The 19,678-nt window shown below is 68.0% G+C and carries 13 protein-coding genes; 4 read left to right on the forward strand and 9 right to left on the reverse strand.

Annotated features, from left to right (window positions below):
* Positions 1-68: 68 nt before the first annotated feature.
* From coaE to APY03_RS21830, 5 genes are all read right to left on the reverse strand, one after another.
* Positions 69-707 carry a dephospho-CoA kinase gene (coaE, locus tag APY03_RS21810; RefSeq protein ID WP_068679959.1) on the reverse strand — a complete coding sequence of 213 codons (639 nt, stop codon included), beginning with the start codon at positions 705-707 and terminating at the stop codon, positions 69-71.
* Positions 665-1,630, reverse strand: coding sequence for a prepilin peptidase (locus APY03_RS21815; RefSeq protein ID WP_068679961.1), 966 nt, complete (start codon positions 1,628-1,630; stop codon positions 665-667). Before APY03_RS21815 ends, coaE begins: the two co-directional genes overlap by 43 nt.
* Positions 1,630-2,853 (reverse strand): type II secretion system F family protein, encoded by a 1,224-nt coding sequence (locus APY03_RS21820; protein WP_068679963.1) that lies wholly within the window; start codon positions 2,851-2,853, stop codon positions 1,630-1,632. The genes APY03_RS21815 and APY03_RS21820 overlap by 1 nt, the downstream gene beginning before the upstream one ends.
* Before the next feature lie 15 nt (positions 2,854-2,868).
* Positions 2,869-4,602, reverse strand: coding sequence for a type IV-A pilus assembly ATPase PilB (gene pilB / locus APY03_RS21825; RefSeq protein WP_068679965.1), 1,734 nt, complete (start codon positions 4,600-4,602; stop codon positions 2,869-2,871).
* Between the two features lie 371 nt (positions 4,603-4,973).
* The gene (locus APY03_RS21830) at positions 4,974-10,940 is read right to left on the reverse strand and encodes an alpha-2-macroglobulin family protein (RefSeq protein ID WP_068679967.1); all 5,967 of its coding nucleotides are present in this window, start codon (positions 10,938-10,940) and stop codon (positions 4,974-4,976) included.
* Between the two features lie 86 nt (positions 10,941-11,026).
* On the opposite strand from APY03_RS21830, the gene APY03_RS21835 reads away from it, so the two are divergent.
* Positions 11,027-12,268, forward strand: coding sequence for a glycosyltransferase family 4 protein (locus tag APY03_RS21835; RefSeq protein ID WP_068679969.1), 1,242 nt, complete (start codon positions 11,027-11,029; stop codon positions 12,266-12,268).
* A 40-nt stretch (positions 12,269-12,308) separates the two neighbouring features.
* Positions 12,309-13,448: an OpgC domain-containing protein gene (opgC, locus tag APY03_RS21840; protein ID WP_068679971.1), complete on the forward strand. Its 1,140-nt coding sequence runs from the start codon at positions 12,309-12,311 to the stop codon at positions 13,446-13,448.
* A gap of 60 nt (positions 13,449-13,508) precedes the next feature.
* Here opgC and APY03_RS21845 read toward each other — a convergent pair whose 3' ends face one another.
* The gene (locus APY03_RS21845) at positions 13,509-14,525 is read right to left on the reverse strand and encodes a 1-aminocyclopropane-1-carboxylate deaminase (protein WP_068679973.1); all 1,017 of its coding nucleotides are present in this window, start codon (positions 14,523-14,525) and stop codon (positions 13,509-13,511) included.
* Positions 14,526-14,700: 175 nt separating this feature from the next.
* On the opposite strand from APY03_RS21845, the gene APY03_RS21850 reads away from it, so the two are divergent.
* Positions 14,701-15,210, forward strand: coding sequence for an Lrp/AsnC family transcriptional regulator (locus APY03_RS21850; RefSeq protein ID WP_068679975.1), 510 nt, complete (start codon positions 14,701-14,703; stop codon positions 15,208-15,210).
* 26 nt (positions 15,211-15,236) lie between these two features.
* Here APY03_RS21850 and APY03_RS21855 read toward each other — a convergent pair whose 3' ends face one another.
* A complete protein-coding gene (locus APY03_RS21855; protein WP_068680338.1) occupies positions 15,237-15,995 on the reverse strand; it encodes an SGNH/GDSL hydrolase family protein in 759 nt (252 codons plus the stop codon).
* Between the two features lie 222 nt (positions 15,996-16,217).
* Here APY03_RS21855 and APY03_RS21860 point away from each other — a divergent pair, with 222 nt between their 5' ends.
* Positions 16,218-16,766, forward strand: a complete 549-nt coding sequence (locus APY03_RS21860; protein WP_068679977.1) for a DUF3455 domain-containing protein — start codon at positions 16,218-16,220, stop codon at positions 16,764-16,766.
* A 52-nt stretch (positions 16,767-16,818) separates the two neighbouring features.
* On the opposite strand, the gene APY03_RS21865 is transcribed toward APY03_RS21860, so the two are convergent.
* On the reverse strand, positions 16,819-19,206 hold the full coding sequence (locus APY03_RS21865) for an ATP-binding cassette domain-containing protein (RefSeq protein WP_068679979.1): 2,388 nt from the start codon (positions 19,204-19,206) through the stop codon (positions 16,819-16,821).
* Positions 19,203-19,622: a VOC family protein gene (locus tag APY03_RS21870; protein WP_068679981.1), complete on the reverse strand. Its 420-nt coding sequence runs from the start codon at positions 19,620-19,622 to the stop codon at positions 19,203-19,205. The genes APY03_RS21865 and APY03_RS21870 overlap by 4 nt, the downstream gene beginning before the upstream one ends.
* Positions 19,623-19,678: the final 56 nt, after the last annotated feature.

Here is a 19,678-nt window from a genome sequence, read left to right on the forward strand (position 1 = left end):
CTGGCCTCGTGCGCCGTCTTCTTCTGTTCGATGGGGGGAGCTGCCGCCGGGGGGCAGCAAGCCCTGCATTATCGCTGGGCAGCGGGATGCCAGGGCAAGGCGCGGACTTCCAGCGCGAGTTCATCGAGCGACAGGGCCTCGTTGAAGATCACCGCGTCGGCAGCCGCCCGCCGCGCACTGCGCGGGGCCTGCTGCGCGATCACGGCGCGCACGGCCTCGTGGGTCCAGCCCGAACGCGCGACCACGCGCCGCAACTGGGTCTCTTCGGTGGCGTCGACGACCAGCACGCGGTCGACCAGGGCGCGCCAGCGCCTCGATTCGACCAGCAGGGGCACGTCGAAGACGATCAGGCCCGGGCCGGCGGCGGCTGCCTGGGCCTCGCACTCTGCGCCGATGACGGGGTGAAGAATGGCCTCGAGCCGCTGCTTCGCCGTGGCGTCCGCGAACACCAGCTCCCGCATGCGTGCACGGTCCATGCTGCCGTCCGCGGCGACCACCGAGGGCCCGAAGGCGGCCTCGATCGCCGGCATCGCGGCGCCTTGCGGCCGGGTGATTGCGCGCGCGATGGCGTCGGTGTCGATCAGCGTCGCGCCGCCGGCGACCAGGATGGACGCGACCGTGCTCTTGCCGCTGCCGATGCCGCCGGTCAGGCCGATGCGCAGGCTCAGCGGGTGAGGGCGCCCAGGGGAAAGGCGAAGGGAATCCATTGCCGCACAGTATCGGGCCCGGCGACGAGGCACACGAGCCCGGCGCCTGCCAGGAAGGGGCCGAAGGAGATCGGGACATCCTTGTGGGCCAGCTTGCCGACCAGCAGCAGGAGGGTGCCGAGGATGGCGCCTACCAGGGACGAGACCAGCACGATCGCGACGAGATAGTCGGCGCCCAGCCAGGCGCCCAGCGCCGCCAGCAGCTTGAAGTCGCCGTAGCCCATGCCCTCCTTGCCGGTGGCGAGCCGGTAGGCGTGATAGACCAGCCAGAGGCTCAGGTAGCCGAATACGGCACCCCAGACCGCGGAGGCGAGCGGCACGCCAGTCAGGCCTGCTGCCGCGCCGATGAGGCCCAGCCACAGCAGCGCATAGTTGAGCGAGTCGGGCAGGTACTGCGTGTCCAGGTCGATCAGGAACTGGCAGACCAGCAGCGCCGCGAAGGCGGCCCACAGCGCGGCGGCCGGCGACAGCCCGTAGCGCCAGGCGCACAGCGCGAACAGCGCCGCGGTGACCAGCTCCACCAGCGGGTAGCGCGGGCTGATCTGCGTCTTGCAGGCGCTGCAGCGTCCGCGCAGCAAGAGGTAGCTGAGCACCGGCACGTTTTCGTACCAGCGGATCGCATGGCCGCAGTGTCCACAGCGCGAGGCCGGGCGGGCCAGGGTGAAGGGAGGGAGGGCGTCGACCGCCTCGGCCGCTTCGCCCGCGGCTGCTTCGAGCCGGGGAGGCGTGTTCGCTTTCGGCCCGAACACCAGGCTCCACAACGAGGGCGCGCCCTCGACCTTCATCAGGTTGCCTACGGCCTCGCCCAGCCACTGCCGGTACATCATGATCGGCGTGCGGTAGATCACCACGTTGAGGAAGCTGCCGACGAGCAGCCCCAGTACGCCGGCCAGCGCGGCGTCGGCCCCCTGCGACACCAGCATCAGACGACCTGGCCGAGCTTGAAGATGGGCAGGTACATCGAGACCACGATGCCGCCGATGATCACCCCGAGGAACACGATGATGATCGGCTCCATCAGGCTCGACAGGCCCGCGACCATGTCGTCGACCTCCGACTCGTAGAAATCGGCCGCCTTGCCCAGCATGTGGTCGATGGAGCCGGACTCTTCGCCGATGGCAGTCATCTGCAGCACCATCGAGGGGAACAGGTTGGCGTTGGTCATGGCCATCGTCAAGCTGGTGCCGGTCGAGACTTCCTGCTGGATCTTGACCGTGGCGTCGCCGTACACCGTGTTGCCCGAGGCGCCGCCCACCGAATCGAGGGCCTCCACGAGGGGCACGCCCGCCGCGAACATGGTGGCCAGGGTGCGGGTCCAGCGGGCGACGCAGGATTTCTCGATCAGGGCGCCGAAGATCGGCACGCGCAGCAGGAGCCGGTCCATGAAGCGCTGGACGCGCTCGTTGCGCTTCCAGGCCTGGAAGAAGAAGTACAGCCCGCCGCCGATCACGCCGAAGATCAGCCACCAGTAGGCAACGAAGAACTCGCTCATGGCCATCACGAAGAGCGTCGGCGCCGGCAGGTCGGCGCCGAAGGAGGTGAACACCTGCTTGAAGGCCGGGATGACGAAGATCATGATGATCGCCACCACCACGAAGGCCACCACGACCACGGACGTGGGGTACATCAGCGCCGACTTGATCTTCGACTTGATGGCCTCGGTCTTCTCCATGTAGGTGGCCAGGCGGTCGAGCAGTTCTTCCAGGATACCGGCGGCCTCGCCGGCCTCGACCAGGTTGCAGTAGAGGTTGTCGAAGTACTTCGGGAACTTGCGGAAGGCGGCGGACAGCGAAGTGCCGGTCTCGACATCGCTGCGGATGTCGTTGAGCAGCTTGGCCACGCTCGGGTTGGCATTGCCGCGGCCCACGATGTCGAAGGCCTGCAGCAGCGGGACGCCGGCCTTCATCATGGTCGCCAGCTGGCGCGTGAAGATGGCAATGTCCTTGGGCTTGATGGCCTTGCCCGAGCGCATGCGCCGCTTCTTGATCTTCGAGGCCAGCACGCCCTGGCGGCGCAGCGCGGCCTGGACCTGGTTCTCGCCGGCGGCCCGGATCTCGCCGCGCACCACCTTGCCGTTGCGGTCCTTGCCTTCCCACTCGAAGACGTATTCCTTGAGCGTCGTTCGGGATGCTGCTGCTGTTGCCATTCGATGTCCGCTTCTCTATTCGTTGGTGACCGCGAGCACTTCTTCGAGCGAAGTCAGGCCCTGCATGACCTTGCGCAGCCCGGAGCTGCGCAGGGAGCGCACGCCCTCGGCCTCGGACTGCCGGGCGATCTCGAGTGCGCTTCCGTCGCGCAGGATGATCTTCTGGATCTCCTCCGAGATCGGCATCACCTGGTAGATGCCGACGCGGCCCTTGTAGCCGCCGTTGCAGGACGGGCAGCCGACGGGCCTGTAGGGCTTCCAGGTGCCGTCGATGTCGCGGTCCTTGAAGCCGGCGTCCAGCAGCGCTTCCCTGGGCACCTCGGTCGGCGCCTTGCACACGGTGCACAGCCGGCGCGCGAGCCGCTGCGCGGTGATCAGGATCACGCTGGAGGCGATGTTGAAGGGCGCGATGCCCATGTTGCGCATCCGCGTCAGCGTGGTCGGCGCATCGTTGGTGTGGAGGGTCGACAGCACCAGGTGGCCGGTCTGCGCGGCCTTGATCGCGATGTCGGCGGTTTCAAGGTCGCGGATTTCGCCGACCATGATGATGTCCGGGTCCTGGCGCAGGAAGGCGCGCAGCGCGGTTGCGAAGGTCAGCCCCGCCTTGTCGTTGACGTTGACCTGGTTGACCCCGGGCAGGTTGATTTCGGACGGGTCCTCCGCCGTGGCGATGTTGACGCCCGGCTTGTTCAGCAGGTTCAGGCAGGTGTAGAGCGAAACCGTCTTGCCCGAGCCCGTCGGCCCGGTGACAAGAACCATGCCGTAGGGACGGCCGATGGCCTGCATCAGCCGCTCTTTCTCGTCGGCGTCGTAGCCAAGCGCATCGATCCCCAGGCGCGCACTGCTCGGGTCGAGGATACGCACCACGATCTTCTCGCCGAACAGCGTGGGCAGGGTGCTGACGCGGAAGTCGATCACCCGGTCGGGGCCGATCTTGAGCTTCATGCGGCCGTCCTGCGGCACGCGCTTCTCGGAGATGTCCAGCCGCGAAATCACCTTGATGCGCGAGGCCAGCTTGTCCTTGATGACGGTGGGCGGCGTGGCGACCTCGCGCAGCTCGCCGTCGATCCGGAAGCGCACGCGGTACTGGTGCTCGTAGGGCTCGAAGTGGATGTCCGACGCGCGCATGCTGAAGGCGTCGAGCAGCATCTTGTGCAGGAAGCGGACGACCGGCGCGTCCTCGACTTCGGCAATCGCCGCTTCGTTCGCGTCGGCGGTCTCGGCGATCGAGGAGTCGTCGAACTCGAACTCGGCGCCGACGATGCTGTCGATGGTTTCGGCGGCGCTCACCGCCGCTGCCTCGATCATGCGCGAGAGCTTGTCGTACTCGGCAACGACCCAATCCACGCCCATCTGCGACGCGAACTTTATTTTTTCCGCCGCCTGCTGGTCCGAGGGGTCGGCTGTTGCGACAATGAGACGATTGTTGCGCTTGCTCAGCACCACCACCCGGTAGGCTTGGCACAGCTTGGAGTCGAGCAGGTCCTTGGGCAGGCGCTGGGAATCGACCGCGTCGAGGTCGAGCAGGGGGGCGCCGAAGGCACTCGACAGGGTGTGGGCGAGATCCGCCGCGGAAACCGCGCCCGTGCCGGTCAGCTCGGCGATGAAGCTGCTGCGCCCGCTGAGGGACTTCTGATAGATCTCCTCCGCGGTCTTCGCCGGCAACTTGCCGGCGGAGATCAAGGCGCGCGCCAGCCCGGGCAGGGCGATCGATGCGCTTTCTTTGGCGAGAGGGTCAGCAGCGGCCATTCAGTGAATGTAACAAGACGTGAAAAAGCTTAACGATCATCGCTGATCGCCCCGGGGCTGTAAACCGCTCCATTTGGACCGGAGCGCGCAGCATTTTGCGTTTACAGCGGGAAGCGCGTGTCGAAATGCGACACATCGGATCGATCGACTGAATTTTCCGGGAAGGTGCGATCGGCACGGCCGATGCTGGCAGCCTCCCCGGAAAATCGAAACCAGGCGCTCGGGGCCCCTTTCCCAGATCTCCGACCTTCTTCCAGCGTATGAGCGAGGCGCCAGTTTAGGCCCAAACAGCGCAAAGCCCTCGCTCTGCAGGGGCCGGTGCTTGCCCCGTGGCGGCGGCGCATCGGGGCCGCCGCATTGCCGTATGCGAGCTACCTGCCTGCTTCCACCTTCAGGCGCTCGTTGGGCAACTCGCCGAACATTTCCGGCGCATAGAGAGCCTCGACGCGGCTGGGCGGCAGCGCGAAGTCGCCGGCGTTGTTCAGCCGCACCGTGTACTCCATCTTCGCCACGCCCTTGGGCAGGAATTCGTAGTAGCTGCGGAAGGCCTCGAAGCTGCGCTCCTCGAAGGCTGGCTGGCCGGGGCCGGAACGCTTCTCGCCCTGCGTCGCGATCTGAGAATCGCGGCCCAGGCCACTGCCCAGGATGATGGCGCCTGCGGGGACCGGGTCGGTGATCGCGACCCAGGTCATGTCCGCGCTGGCGCTGACCTCCAGGCTCACCCGCAGCACGTCGCCGCGCGTGTAGACGCCCTTGACCGCCTGCTCCACCGGCGTCACGGTCTTCCTGATCGCATAGCCGGCGGCGAAAGGCGCCTTGAGCTGGACCGCCGCGACCGACTGCACCGTGAGCCACGGCTTGCCGCTGCCGCTCTGGGTGACCAGCAGCGTGTCGCGCGCGGCGGGGGTGCCGGCCGGCCAGGGGAGGAACATGCCGTTGTTGTGCAGGGCGCCGGGGCCGGCGGGGGCGCCGAAGGCGGTCGTCTGGTTCGGCGCGCCGGCCGGGTCGCTGGTCTTGACGCGCTCGACCTTGCTCCAGTCCACCTGCGCCTTGGCATTGCCGACGTTGGCGGCGGTGATGCCGGCGACCGGCGTGTTCTCGAACTGCCTGGAGAACTTCTCGAGCGCCAGGCCGCCCCACAGATTGGCCGTGGTCGTGTGCCAGGCGCCTTTCTGCTGGCGCCCGATGAAGCCGCTGGCCAACCGCCCGATGTCCTCCTTCCAGGCTGGATCGTCCAGCACCGTCAGCAGCAGGCGCGCGGTGTTGACGTCGCCGTTGGCCATCAGCCACCACCAGTAGTCGTCGCGCTCGGTGCTGAAGATCAGCTTCGTGCCCTGGTAGCTCAGGCGGGCCTTCAGCACGTGGTTCGCCTCTTCCAGCCGCTGCTGGCGCTGCGGCACGTCGGGCACGCGCTTGAGGATGTTGAGCCAGTCGACCACCGCGCTGGTCGGCCACTGGTTGGGCGCGATGGCGATGCTGCCGGTCATGCGGCCCTGCACCTTGCCGTAGCGCGAGAGCGCTTCCAGGGCCGCGAGCTTGCGCACGTCCAGGTCCTTGCGCGGGCTCCAGAACTCGCGCTGGATGCGGCCTTCGACGAAGGCGATCAGGCCCTGTTCCATCCGCGCGCGTGCTGCATCGGGCAGCGCGAAGGCCGGATCGAGCGCGGCCGCCTCGTGGGCCGCGGCAAGCAGATGGGCCGTCAGGATGTCGCTCCCGCGGTTGGCCTCGCCATCGCGCGGCGGGAAGTAATTGGCCAGGCCGTCGCCGTCCAGGTAGCCGGGCAGCTGCGCGACCACGGCCTGCCAGGCCTTGCCGTCGCGCAGGCCGATGGACTTGCTGGTCTTCTGCTCCAGGCAGGCGTAGGGGTAGGCGGCGAACCAGTCGCGCACGCCCGTCAGTCCCTCCGCGAGGCGCGGCTGCAGCGAGAGCTTGAGCCCTCCGCGGCCGGGCAGGGCGTCGGCCGGCGGCGCGACGTCGAGGGTGAAGGGGCCGTCGAGCTGCACCAGCGTGGCCTGCTGCACCGTGAGCGGCACCGCGGGCACGATGCGCTGGCGCACCTTGAGCGCATCGCGCGCGCCGCCGATCTGGTCCTTCGCCTCGATTTCCCACAGGAGCGCCTCGGCGCGCGTCTGCGCCAGCTGGGCCGGGGCGGTCACCGTCCAGGCCAGCTCGCGGGCCTCGCCGCCCGGGATGTCGACCGTCTTCGGCTCGAGCGTCAACAGCGTGGCGCGCGGCGCCGCCTCCACCTTCATCGCCTTCTGCGTGGTGTTGCGCAGGGTGATCTGGGCGCGGAACTGGTCTTCCTCGCGCACCAGCGGCGGCAGGCCGCTGATGATCTGCAGGTCCTGCGTGGCCTGGATCGACGCCTGGCCGGTGCCGAAGAGGCCGGTGCCCGCATCCGCCACCGCGACGATCCTGAATGTGGTCAGCGCGTCGTTGAGGGGCACCGTCACCTGGGCCCGGCCTTCGGCGTCGAGCACCAGCGCCGGGTTCCACAGGAGCAGGGTGTCGAGCAGCTCGCGTGTCTGGCCCTTCCCGCCGCCGCCGCCGGCCGGCACCGCCTTGCGGCCGTAGTGCCGCCTGCCCACGACTTCCATCTGTGCGGTTGACGTGGAGACGCCCCAGCTGCGCCGCTGCAGCATCGCCTCGAGCAGCTTCCAGCTGTCGTTGGGCATCAGCTCCAGCAGGGCCTGGTCGACCGCGGCCAGCGCCACCTCGGCGCCGGCGGCGGGCCTGCCGTCGGGCAGCCGGGCCGAGACAGTGACCAGCGCCTGGCCACGCACCGGGTAGCTGGGCTTGTCGCTCGCCACCTTCACGTCGAGCTGATGGGCCTGCGTGCCGACGCGGATCTCGGCCAGCCCGAGCCGGAAGGCCGGCTTGCTCAGATCGACCAGCGCCGTCGGCGCGACGTATTCCTTGCCCTCGTGCCAGAAGGCGGTCCACCATTCGCGCGGCGCCTTGAAGCCCCAGGTGAAGAAGCTGTACCAGGGCACCTCGCGCAGCCGCCCACGCAGTGCGAGCACGCTCACGTAGGCGTTGGGTCCCCATTCGGGCTTGACCTGCAGCGTGACCGTCGGGTCCTTGCCGTCCAGCCGCACGACCTGCGTCTCGATCACGCCTTCGCGCTCGACCGACACGAGCGCCGTCGCGAAGCGGAACGGGCTGCGCACCTGGAACCGGGCAGTCTCGCCAGGCTGGTAGTTCTTCTTCTCGGGCAGCACGTCGATGCGGTCGTGGTCCTCGCCGCCGAACCACAGCTCGCCTTGCCGGGTGACGTAGACCGAGCTCGCTGCGCGGCTGTCGCGCCCTTCGGCATCGGTGGCGCTGGCGATCAGCTCGACCTGGCCGGACTCCTTGAGCTCGGCCTCGCACAGCAGCAGGCCGCGAGCGTCGCTCTTGCCGCTGCAGACGGTGCCGATCTCCTTCACCTCGGTCCTGTTGTCGTAGGTGTAGAAGCCGCCCACCATGCGCTTGCGGCTGGTGGTGGTGATGCGCGCGACGGCGCGCACGTTGAGCGTCACGCCCTCCTGCGGCTTGCCCGCGAGGTCCAGGGCGAGGGCCTGGAACTTCAGCTTCTGGCCGGTGGACACCCAGCCCTCGGTCTTGATCCCGGCGATCACCGCTGCCGGCCACAGCGTCTGCACGCTGCGCAGCGTCTGCACCTCGCCGTTGGGATCGGCGTAGGTGGCTTCGAGCAGCAACTCGCGCGGCGTCGCCTTGGCCAGCGGGATCTTCTCGATGGTGAGCTTGCCGGCGCCGGCCTTGTCGAGCGTCAACGGCAGTTTGTCGGCCACCACACGCAGCTCGTGCGACGCGGAATCCGATTCCTCGGCATCGCCTGCCGCCAGCCCCTCCTTGCGCGGCGGGGCGAAGCTGAAGCTGTCGAAGTCGGCGAAGAACAGGCTCTTGGCCCGCACCGCCGCCGACACGCGCACCGGCAGGTTGACGGCGCCGCCGCCGGCGACGTAGTTGATCTGCACGTCGGTGGGCAGTGAGTTCGCGGCCACCAGGGGCTTCTTCTCCGCAGGCGCGATGCGGCCCTCGAGCACCGGCAGGCGGAACTCCTCGACCCGGAACTGCCCGGAGCCGTAGCTGCGCTCGCCGCCGTCTTCGCTGTCGCCGCCGCTGCTGCGCTTGCCGCTGCGCAGCTCGACCTGGTACACGCCCAGCTTGGCCGCCGGCGGGATCGCGAAAGTGCTCTCACCGCTCTGCCCGCCGGTCGTGGTCCTGCGCCATGGGAGCGGCTGGGTGTACTGCTGGCCGCTGCCCACATGCGTCACGACCAGCGTGTCGGGCAGGGTCTTCGGCAGGCCGAAGCCCTCGCTCGTCTGGGTGCGGATCAGGTGCTTCATCGACACCGTCTCGCCGGCGCGCAGCAGGGTGCGGTCGAACACCGTGTGGGCCACGCGGTCGGGCTCGGGCTCCAGGCTGGTGGGCACGTTGAAGCGCCAGGGCTCGATGCCGCGCTGCCAGTCGCTCCAGGTGAAGGCGAGGTCTTCCACGCCGGCCTCGTCCTTGGCGCGGGCGCTCACGAAGTAGGCATCGCCGCTGTAGTCTTCCTCGCTGGAGCAGCTCGGCGGGGTGGGCGGGATGCCGGCCAGGCGCACCAGCCCGCGCGTGTCGGTGGCGCCGGCAGCGATCTCCCTGCCGTTGCAGTCGGAGACCCGCACCGCCGCATTGGCAACCACCTTGCCCTTGTCGAGCGTTGTGACCCAGGCCAGCGCGTTCTCGCGACCCAGCTTGAAATGCACTGCCAGGTTGGTGGCCAGCGCCGTGGTGCGCACGTACATCGTGCGGCCGCCGCCGTAGCGCTCGTCGAGCAGCGTGCCGCCCAGCTTCTGCGAGGCGATCTCGAGCACATGGAAGCCGGGCGTGAGCGGGATGCCGATCACCTCGAAGGGCCGCGGGTCACCGCCTTCGGACTTGGGCATGTCGAGCGTCTTCACGCCGGACTGGCCGCCGAGCAGCGACACCATGCGGGTCTGGACGTTCTCGCGATCGTCCTTGTCGATCGCCTTGGGCAGTGCGCCCTTCACGTCGTGCGCCGCCTGCGTGCGCGGGATCGTGTAGTTGCTGTCGTAGCGCCGCACCTTGCGGAACCAGGCGATGATGTCCGCGTCGGTCCTCGGATTCATGTCGCTGACCTTGCCGGGCGTCAGCGCCTGCACCTGCAGTGCCAGCTCGACGCGGCGCACCGTGACCGGCATCAGCGCCGTGCCGCCCGGCTCGGCCAGGCGCTCGACCACACCGAATGGCGAGGCGGCGAACTTGGCCAGCGGCGGCATGGCGCCGGTCGCGACCTTCAGCGGAAAACTGTCGGGCGACGCCAGCGCGCGGCCCGATGCGTCCTGGAACCCGGCCGGCAGCGCGATCGTGAAGGGCGTCTGCTCTGCGAAGGGCGGCGGGAAGCTCGCCGAATCGAGGACAGCGTCATCGTCCCTGGGAGTGCTCTCGTCGTCGAACTTGGGCTTGATGGTCTTGCCGCCACCCTCCAGCGTGATCTGCGCTGCCAGCTTGCGAGCCACCGGCGAGTTGAACCGCAGCACCAGCGGCTTGAGCGGCAGGCAGGCCGACTGCGCGTTCTCGCGTTCGCAGCTGAAGGAGACGGCGAAGGGCTCGCGCACCTCGAAGTTCAGGCGCCGCTCGACGGCGTTGGCGACTCCGGAGGGCGTGGCCACGCCCTTGCCGTAGACCAGCTGCAGGCGCCCGCCCGGGCTCAGCCGCCGGTTGCACTGCAGCGTGACGAAGCGCAGCGGCGTCTTCTCGGCCTCCTTGTCGCGGCCGAAGGCCCTGAGCAAGGCCTGACGCTGCTCGCCTTCGACCAGCCGGACAGGGATGCGCTCGCCGACGCCGCCGGCCTGGCACCAGATGTTCGCGCGCACGCTCTCCAGTGTGGCCGGGCCGTTGAGCTCGAGCATGAACTGCTGCTCTTCGTCGATCTTGCCGTAGCTCGGCTGCCAGCCCCGCACGAAAGGGCCGCCGCTTGAGAACTGGTAGCGCTCGGGCCCGGCAAGCTCGGCGCCCGAGGCCGACCTGAAGCCTGCAACCCGCGTGACCGTGCAGCGCACACCCGGCGGCAGGTCGTTCTCGAAATCCCAGACCCACTGCTTTTCGCCGGTCCATCGGCCGTTGCCCTTGCCGGCCTGCGCGTCGCTGCAGCTCACCGCCAGCGGCGCGGGCGCCTTGGGATCGCCGAAATTGACGGCCGGCTGGTCGAACTTCGCGACCACCTGGCGGATCCGAGCCACTTCACCTTGCGGCGTGAGGCTGGCGATCTGCAGCGCATGCGCGCCGACGGCGCACAGGCTCAGCGCGATGGCAGCGAAGGTCCGCGTCATTGTTCTCGTTTTCAACAGCTTCTCCTTTGCGGGCGCAGCGTAGCGCAACTCCGGCGCGCCATAGGCGTCCACTATGATCGATCGATATGAAACTGCTGTTCAGCCACCCCGCGGGCAACCAGAACGTGCGCGCCATGCTCGACGGGCTGGAGGCCGCCGGCATGCTCGCGCGTTTCGCGACCACGGTGGCGGTCGAGCCGGACAACGTGGCCCTGAAGCTCGTTCCCCAGGGCCTGAGCCGCGACCTGCTGCGTCGCCGCTTCAACATCCCGCGCGAGAAGATCCTGCAACACCCCTGGCGCGAACTGGCGCGGGCCGTCTGCTCCCGTGCCGGCTGGAACTACTGGCTGCGGCACGAAGAGGGCTTCGCGTCCATCGACGGCGTGCTGCAGGACTTCGACCGCTTCAGCGCCCGCGCGCTGCCGCGGCTGCACCAGCGCTTCGGCATCGGCGCCGTCTACACCTACGAGGACTCCGCTCTCGACACCTTCCAGGCCGCCAAGGCCCTGGGCGTGAAATGCGTGTACGACCTGCCGATCTCCTATTGGGAAGTGGGCCGCAAGCTGATGGAAGAGGAGGTGGAGCGCTTGCCGGCCTGGGTGGGGGCCATGGGCGGCGGCATGTCCGACTCGCCGGCCAAGCTGGAGCGCAAGGCGCGCGAACTGGAACTGGCCGACCTGGTGGTAGTACCCAGCCGCTTCGTGGCCGATTCGCTGCCGGACTGGGCCGGGCAGAAGGCGCGGGTGCTGTCGCCCTTCGGCTCGCCGCTGCCGGCGGCCGCGGCTTCGCGCAAGACGGTCGACCCCTCGAAGCCGCTGCGCGTGCTCTTCGTGGGCTCGATGGGGCAGCGCAAGGGGCTGGGCGACCTGTTCCAGGCCATGCACCTGCTCAAGGGCGAGAACATCGAACTGGTCGTGATGGGCTCGCTGCTCGACGAGCCCGCCTTCTACCGCGGCCAGTACGCCGACTTCACGCACGAGAAGGGGCGCCCGCATCCCGAGGTGCTGGCCCTGATGCGCAGCTGCGACGTGTTCTGCCTGCCCTCGCTCTACGAAGGACGCGCGCTGGTGATGCAGGAGGCCATGAGCCAGGGCCTGCCGATCGTGATCACGCCCAACACCGGTGGCGACGACCTGGTGATCGAGGGCAAGACCGGCTTCCTGGTGCCGATCCGCTCGCCGGAGAAGATCGCGGAGAAGCTCGCCTGGTTCAACCAGAACCGGCAGGAACTCCCGGCGATGAGCGAGGCGGCCGTGCAGCATGCGGCCAGCTACACCTGGAAGAAATACAGCGAGGTCGTGATCGACGCCATCCGCAAGCTGGCGTAGCACCGAATGCACCCGCGTCCATGCCGGGTGCCGAGCTCCGATGAAGCGCTACTGGGAAATCGACGCACTGCGCGGGCTCATGCTCGTGCTGATGACCTTCACGCACCTGCCCACGCGCTTCACCGATCCGCTGGGGCAGCCCTTCGGCTTCGTCTCCGCGGCCGAGGGCTTCGTGCTGCTCTCGGCCTTTGTCGCCGGCCTGGTCTACACCCGCATCAGCGACCGCCAGGGCGTCGATGCCATGCGCCGGGCCTTCTGGCGGCGCGCGCTCAAGGTCTACCTGGCGCAAGCCGCCACACTCCTTTTCCTCTTTACCATCATCACCCGCGTCGGCTTGCGCATCGACCAGGCGGCGGTGAAGAACCTGCTGTCCTTCTACCTCGCGCACCCGCTCGAGGGCTTCGGCTATGCGCTGCTGCTGGTGTACGAGCCCGCGCTGCTCGACATCCTGCCGATGTACATCTTCTTCATGCTGATGAGCCCCTGGGTGCTGGCCTTCGCGCTGCGCCATGGCTGGATGGGCGTGATGGCGGCGAGCGCCGTGTTGTGGGGGCTGGCCCAGTTCGGCTTCAGCGAGTGGCTGTACGGACTGGCGGTGCACTACCTGAATCTCCCGGTTCCGTTCCGCGAGATGGGTGCGTTCAATGCTTTCGCGTGGCAGTTCCTGTGGTTCGCGGGCCTGTGGATGGGCGCCAGCCGGCATGCGCCCGATGCCGAGCCCTTCCGCTTTCCAAGGTGGCTGGTGGTGCTCGCAGTGGGAGCGGCGCTCTACGGGCTCTGGTGGCGGCACCATGGCATCAACGGCCAGGCGCCTTTCGGCGGCGACGAAGCGCTGAACCTGCTGTTCGACAAGTGGCAGCTCGGGCCGCTGCGCATCGTCAACCTGGTGGTCCTGGGCATCGTCGCGGTGCGCTTCGGGCCTGCGCTCATTCGGCGCCTGCCGCGACTGCATGCGCTGGAGGACATGGGGTCGGCCTCGCTGCCTGTGTTCTGTGCGCACCTGGTGGCGGTGCTGCTGGTGCTGGCCTTCTACGGGGACAGCCAGACCGCAAGGCCGTGGTGGGGCGATGTGCTGCTGCTGGCGGTGGTGTTCGCTGCGCTCTATGGCGTCGCACGAATGGCGCTGTGGTGGGATCGCGTGGCGCGCGAACGCGGACCTCGTGTCGTCGAATCGACTTGATGAGCGGGAGACATGGCGGCACCGGCATGACCTGAAGGCGGGCTTCGGGTGCCATGGTGCTCAGCCATTGCGGAAGATGAAGCTGTAGGCGTTGAGGGCCGGGACGCCCCCGAGGTGGGCGTAGAGCACCTTCGAGCCGGCTGGAAACTCGCCCAGGCGCACCTTCTCGATCATTCCGTGCATGGACTTGCCCTCGTACACCGGATCGGTCAGCACGCCTTCCAGCCGCGCGCACAGGCGGATGGCTTCGAGCGTGCCGTCGTTCGGCAGACCGTATTCGGGTCCTCCGAAGCGTGTGTCCAGCACGACGTCGTCTGCCGTGATGGGCCGGCCGAGTCCGACGAGCTCAGCCGTCGACCTGGCGATGCGCAAGACTTGCTCGAAGGTCTGCTGGGGCTTGGCCGATGCATCGATGCCGATGACGCGCCGAGACCGGCCATCGGCGGCGAAGCCCACGACCATGCCGGCCTGCGTGCTGCCCGTGACCGAGCAGGTCACGATGTAGTCGAACTTGAAGCCGAGTTCAGCCTCCTGCTGGCGAACTTCCTCGGCGAAGGAAACGAAGCCCGGTCCGCCTTTCGGATGCTCCGAGCAACCGGCCGGGATGGGAAAGGGCTTGCCCCCGGATGCGCGCACCTGCGCCATCGCGTCCTCCCAGCTCTTGCGGATTCCGATGTCGAAGCCGGCTGTGTCCAGGCGGACATCGGCGCCCATGATGCGCGACATCTCGATGTTGCCGACCCGGTCGTACACGGCGTCGGAGTAGTTGACCCAGTTCTCCTGGACCAGCACGCACTTGAGCCCGAGGTGTGCCGCGACGGCCGCGACCTGCCGGGTCTGGTTCGACTGGATGCCGCCGATGGAAACCAGGGTGTCGTACCCGCCCTCGATCGCCTCGGGGACGATGTATTCGAGCTTGCGCGTCTTATTGCCGCCGAAGGCAAGGCCGCTGTTGCAGTCCTCGCGTTTTGCGAAGAGGTCCACCTTGCCGCCGAGATGGGCACTGAGCCGCTTGAGCGGCCGGATGGGCGTGGGGCCGAAGGTGAGTGGATAGCGAGGGAATTTCTGCAGATTCATGTTGAAGGGCTCCGTGCGGTTTGCTGAGACCGATTCTAGAAATCATGCATGGAAACAGGATTGCAAAATCAGGGGATTCTTCAGCTTCACGGATCGAGGAAGTGCAACAATTCAATAGAGGAATTTCGTCGAAATGACGTTTGAAGCAATAAACGTTTGCTTCTCGGAGGACACATTGGCGACCACAAGACTGACCCGCAAGAACGCACCCGCCCCATCGGTCAAGGAGGATCTGGACCGCACGGACCGCGCGATCCTGAAAGCCCTGCAGCGCGATGCATCCATCTCCAACGTGGCCTTGGCGGCCAAGGTCAACCTCAGTGCACCCGCTTGCCTGCGCCGGGTGGATCGGCTGAAGAAGATGGGCTTGATCCAGGGCATCGTGGCACTGCTCAATCCGCGGGCCCTCGACGCGGGCATGCTCGTCCTGATCGGACTGGTGCTGGACCGGTCGACCCCCGACTCGTTCCTGGCCTTCGAGAAGGCGGTTCAGAAAGTATCAGGCTGTCTCGAATGCCACGTGGTGACAGGTGAGTTCGACTACTTCATGCTCGTGCGGACCAAGGACAACGAGAGCTACAACCGGCTGCACGCCGAGCAGCTCCTGTACCTGCCCGGTGTCCGGCAGGTTCGCAGCTTCATGGTGCTCAAGCAGGTGCTGTCGACAACGCAGTTGCCGCTGTAGGAACCGGCGCAAGTTGCCCTGTCCGCTCAGTTGAAGGGCCGCGCTTGTCGAATGTCCGCCTGTACGGCGCTCGGCAGATGCCCGGCGATGACCGCCCGCCACAGCCGGTAGCCCTCGTCATTCAGATGCAGCTGGTCGCGAAGGAACAGTTCGCCGCGCGGTCGCCCGTCCGCACCCATCATGGGGGTGAAGACGTCGATGTAGTCGCTGTTGGGCAAGCGCCGCAGGTAGGCCGCGACGATGTCGTTGGTCTCTCGCACCTGCGGCAGAAGCTTCTCGCGCGAAGGACTCGGCTTGATCGAGATAAAGCTGATGCGGGTCTCCGGCAAGGCCTCGCGCACTGCGTTGGCGAACCGCGCGAAGCTCTCCAGCACCTCGATGGGCGTGCGGCCCTCTGCCAGGTCGTTGTCGCCCGCATAGACCAGCACGTGGCGCGGCTTGTAGCGCAGCACGAGCTCGGGTGCGAAGAAGCTGCAGTCGGCCATGGTCGAGCCGCCGAACCCGCGGTTGATGACCACCGGCAGCTGCCGGAAGTCCTGCGCCAGCCCGGTCCAGAAGCGGATGCTGGAGCTGCCGACGAAGACCACGCCGCCTTCGCTGGGCCACTGCTGCCGGTCGGCGGCGTCGAAGGCCGCGAGCTCGGCCCGCCAGCGTGCCTGCGCCGCGACGTAGGCGGGGGAGGGCGCAGCTTCGGTGGTCTGGGCCTGCGAGGCGCCCGCAGCGATCAAGAGCGCGATCGGCAGCAGGAGCCGGCGAGCCGCCCTGACGGCGGGAGCAACGTTCATCACAACCATGGAATACGAGGGAAGAGCTTCGATTGCATCGTGCGGTCGAGTCCCGGCCGGCGCGTCGCAGGATGTTAACGGCGCTGCAGCGAGTCCGATGACCGCGGCATTTCGCTGAATCCAATTGCGTTCGCGCGACGTACAGAGGTGGGGTCGCCATTCCGTCAACAGCAGCGTCCGCCAACATTTCTGAACCCGGTACTCATACGAAAGGAACCGACCATGACCTTGCGCATCCTCGCCCTCCTCGCAGCCGCCGCCAGCCTCGCCGCTTGCTCCGGCATGGGCATGAACAAGCCCATGGCGTATTCGCAAGCCAGCCTCCCCGACGCCGTCAAGGTGCCCGCCGGCCACCAGGTCTCGCTGGAAACGGTCGGCGCCGGCGACATCACCTACGAGTGCCGCGCCAAGGCCAACGCGCCCGGGCAGCACGAATGGGTCTTCGTCGGCCCGGACGCCCGTCTCATGGACCGCGGCGGCAGACAGGTCGGCAGGTACTACGGCCCGCCGGCTACCTGGGAAAGCATGGACGGCTCCAGGCTCACGGGCAACCAGGTCGCGGTCGCGCCCAATGGCAGCGGCAACATCCCCTACCAGCTGGTGAAGGCCAACCCGGCGACGGGCAGCGGTGCGATGCAGGGGATGAGCTACATCCAGCGCGTGGCCACGCAGGGCGGCACGGCGCCGGTCGCGGCTTGCGGCGCCGCGTCGGCGGGGCAGAAGCAGGTGGTGAAGTACCGAGCCGACTACATCTTTTATCGCGCGATGTGAGCGGTTTTGCACGGCGCCGCGCATCGCTTTGCAGGTTGCGCTGCGGCCCCGGTCAGCCAGCGACGTAGGCCGCCAGGTGCTTGCCGGTGAGCGTCGAGCGCCCCGCGACGAGGTCGGCCGGCGTGCCCTCGAAGACGATCCGGCCGCCGTCGTGGCCAGCGCCGGGGCCCAGGTCGACGATCCAGTCCGCGTGCGCCATGACCGCCTGGTGGTGCTCCACGACGATGACCGACTTGCCGGCATCGACAAGCCGGTCGAGCAGGCCCAGCAGCTGCTCGACGTCGGCGAGGTGCAGGCCGGCGGTCGGCTCGTCGAGCACGTAGATGCCGCCCTTCTCGGCCATGTGGGTCGCCAGCTTGAGCCGCTGCCGCTCGCCGCCGGACAGCGCGGTCAGCGGTTGGCCGAGGCCGAGGTAGCCCAGGCCCACATCCTCCAGCCGTTCGAGAATGGCATGCGCGGCTGGCGTGCGCGCCTTCCCGGCGCCGAAGAATTGCCTGGCCTCGGCCACCGGCATCGCGAGCACCTCGCTGATGTCGCGGCCGCCGAGATGGTGCTCCAGCACCGATGCCAGGAACCGCTTCCCCTCGCACTCCTCGCAGGGGGTGGCGATGCCGGCCATGGCGCCCAGGTCGGTGTAGATGACGCCGGCGCCGTTGCAGTTGGGGCAGGCGCCCTCGGAGTTGGCGCTGAACAGCGCCGGCTTCACGCCGTTGGCCTTCGCGAAAGCTGTGCGGATCGGGTCGAGCAGTCCGGTGTACGTCGCGGGGTTGCTGCGTCGCGAGCCGCGGATAGGGGCCTGGTCGATGGTCACGACGCCTGCGCCGGCGGGAATCGACCCGTGCACGAGCGAACTCTTGCCGGAGCCCGCAACGCCGGTGACGACGACCAGCACCCCGAGAGGGATGTCAACGTCGACATCGCGCAGGTTGTGCGTCGCCGCGCCGCGGATCGAAAGCACGCCCGTGGGCTTGCGCACCTTCTGCTTCAGGGAGGCACGGTCGTCGAAATGCCGGCCGGTGAGTGTGCCGCTGGTCCGCAGCCCCTCGACACTGCCTTCGAAGCACACGGTGCCGCCCGCCGTCCCCGCGCCGGGGCCGAGGTCGACGACGTGGTCGGCGATCGCGATCGTCTCCGGCTTGTGCTCCACGACGAGCACCGTGTTGCCCTTGTCGCGCAGCCGCAGCAGCAGCTCGTTCATCCGCTGGATGTCGTGCGGGTGCAGGCCCGTGGTGGGCTCGTCGAAGACGTAGGTGACATCGGTGAGCGCGGAGCCGAGGTGGCGGATCATCTTGACGCGTTGCGCCTCGCCGCCCGACAGCGTGCCCGACGACCGGTCCAGCGAGAGGTAGCCCAGCCCGATTTCCACGAACGAGTCGAGCGTCCGAGCCAGCGCGGCGAGCAGTGGCGCCACCGAAGGCTCGTCGAAGCAGCGCACCCATTCGGCCAGGTCGCTGATCTGCATCGCACAGGCGTCGGCGATGTTGATCTTCTTGATTCTCGAGGACCGGGCGGCTTCGCTGAGCCGGGTGCCGCCGCACTCGGGACAGGTGCTGAATGTCACCACCCGCTCCACGAATGCGCGGACGTGCGGCTGCAGCGCATCGACATCCTTGGACAGGAAGGACTTCTGGATCTGCGGGATGACGCCCTGGTAGGTGAGGTTGATGCCGTCGACCTTGATCTTGGTCGGCTCCTTGTGGAGCAGGTCGTGCAGTTCTCTCCTGGTGAACTTTCGGATCGGCTTGTCCGGGTCGAAGAAACCGCAGCCGCGGAAGATGCGGCCGTACCAGCCGTCCATGCTGTAGCCGGGGATGATGAGCGCGCCCTCGTTGAGCGACTTGCTGTCGTCGTAGAGCGCGGCCATGTCGAAGTCGGTGACCGAGCCCATGCCCTCGCAGCGCGGACACATGCCGCCGGTGCGGCTGAAGCTCTGCTTCACGGTCTTGCCGGCACCGCGCTCGATCGTGATCGCGCCGCTTGCCCGGACCGAGGGGACGTTGAAGGCGAACGCGTTGGGCGAGCCGACGTGCGGCTTCCCGCACCGGCTGAAGAGGATGCGCAGCAGTGCGTTGGCGTCAGTGGCAGTGCCGACCGTCGAGCGGGCGTTGGCGCCCATCCGCTCCTGGTCGACGATGATCGCGGTCGTCAGCCCTTCGAGCACGTCGACCTCTGGCCGCGCCAGCGCCGGCATGAAGCCCTGCACGAAGACGCTGTAGGTCTCGTTGATCAGCCGCTGGGATTCCGCGGCGATCGTGCCGAACACCAGTGAGCTCTTGCCCGAGCCGGAAATGCCGGTGAACACCGTGAGCCGCCGCTTCGGGATGTCGATGCTGACGTCCTTCAGGTTGTTCACGCGCGCGCCGTGCACGCGGATCAGGTCGTGGCTGTCGGCGGCGGGTGGCGCAGGAGACCGGGTGTCGGTTTTCTTGGTCCTGCTCATTGTGCCGAGCGCAGCTCCTGCAGGCGTACCAGGCTGCCCGCGGGATCGCGGAAGGCGCAGTCGCGAACGCCGTACGGCTGCTCGGCCGGTTCCTGGACGACCTCTGCGCCGCCGGCCTGCAGCCGTTCGAACGCGCCATCGAGGTCGTGGGTCGCGAGGAGGAGCGTGGCGAAGGTGCCCTTGGCCATCATCTCGGCGATGGTGCGACGCTCGTCGTCGGTGATGCCGGGGCTGGCAGCCGGCGGGTACAGGACGATGGAGGTGCCGGGCTGCCCTGCGGGGCCCACCGTGATCCAGCGCATGCCGTTGTAGCCCACGTCGTTGCGAACCTCGAAACCGAGGGTGTCGCGATAGAAGGCCAGGGATGCTTCCGGGTCGTTGTGCGGCAGGAAGCTCGAGTGGATGGTGATGTCCATGACGTCAGTCTCTTTGCATGAGGGTATCTGGTGGCCGCCAGTCTATGGCGGCTCGC

Origin of the sequence: Variovorax sp. WDL1, assembly GCF_001541225.1 — a bacterium.
Classification (GTDB): Bacteria; Pseudomonadota; Gammaproteobacteria; order Burkholderiales; family Burkholderiaceae_C; genus Variovorax.

What these genes read in the sequence shown, in the direction of transcription:
- coaE (WP_068679959.1), bottom strand. Translation starts at nt 707, where the DNA reads ATGGATTCCCTTCGCCTTTCCCCTGGGCGCCCTCACCCGCTGAGCCTG.
- APY03_RS21815 (WP_068679961.1), bottom strand. Translation starts at nt 1,630, where the DNA reads ATGCTGGTGTCGCAGGGGGCCGACGCCGCGCTGGCCGGCGTACTGGGG.
- APY03_RS21820 (WP_068679963.1), bottom strand. Translation starts at nt 2,853, where the DNA reads ATGGCAACAGCAGCAGCATCCCGAACGACGCTCAAGGAATACGTCTTC.
- pilB (WP_068679965.1), bottom strand. Translation starts at nt 4,602, where the DNA reads ATGGCCGCTGCTGACCCTCTCGCCAAAGAAAGCGCATCGATCGCCCTG.
- APY03_RS21830 (WP_068679967.1), bottom strand. Translation starts at nt 10,940, where the DNA reads ATGACGCGGACCTTCGCTGCCATCGCGCTGAGCCTGTGCGCCGTCGGC.
- APY03_RS21835 (WP_068679969.1), top strand. Translation starts at nt 11,027, where the DNA reads ATGAAACTGCTGTTCAGCCACCCCGCGGGCAACCAGAACGTGCGCGCC.
- opgC (WP_068679971.1), top strand. Translation starts at nt 12,309, where the DNA reads ATGAAGCGCTACTGGGAAATCGACGCACTGCGCGGGCTCATGCTCGTG.
- APY03_RS21845 (WP_068679973.1), bottom strand. Translation starts at nt 14,525, where the DNA reads ATGAATCTGCAGAAATTCCCTCGCTATCCACTCACCTTCGGCCCCACG.
- APY03_RS21855 (WP_068680338.1), bottom strand. Translation starts at nt 15,995, where the DNA reads ATGAACGTTGCTCCCGCCGTCAGGGCGGCTCGCCGGCTCCTGCTGCCG.
- APY03_RS21860 (WP_068679977.1), top strand. Translation starts at nt 16,218, where the DNA reads ATGACCTTGCGCATCCTCGCCCTCCTCGCAGCCGCCGCCAGCCTCGCC.
- APY03_RS21865 (WP_068679979.1), bottom strand. Translation starts at nt 19,206, where the DNA reads ATGAGCAGGACCAAGAAAACCGACACCCGGTCTCCTGCGCCACCCGCC.
- APY03_RS21870 (WP_068679981.1), bottom strand. Translation starts at nt 19,622, where the DNA reads ATGGACATCACCATCCACTCGAGCTTCCTGCCGCACAACGACCCGGAA.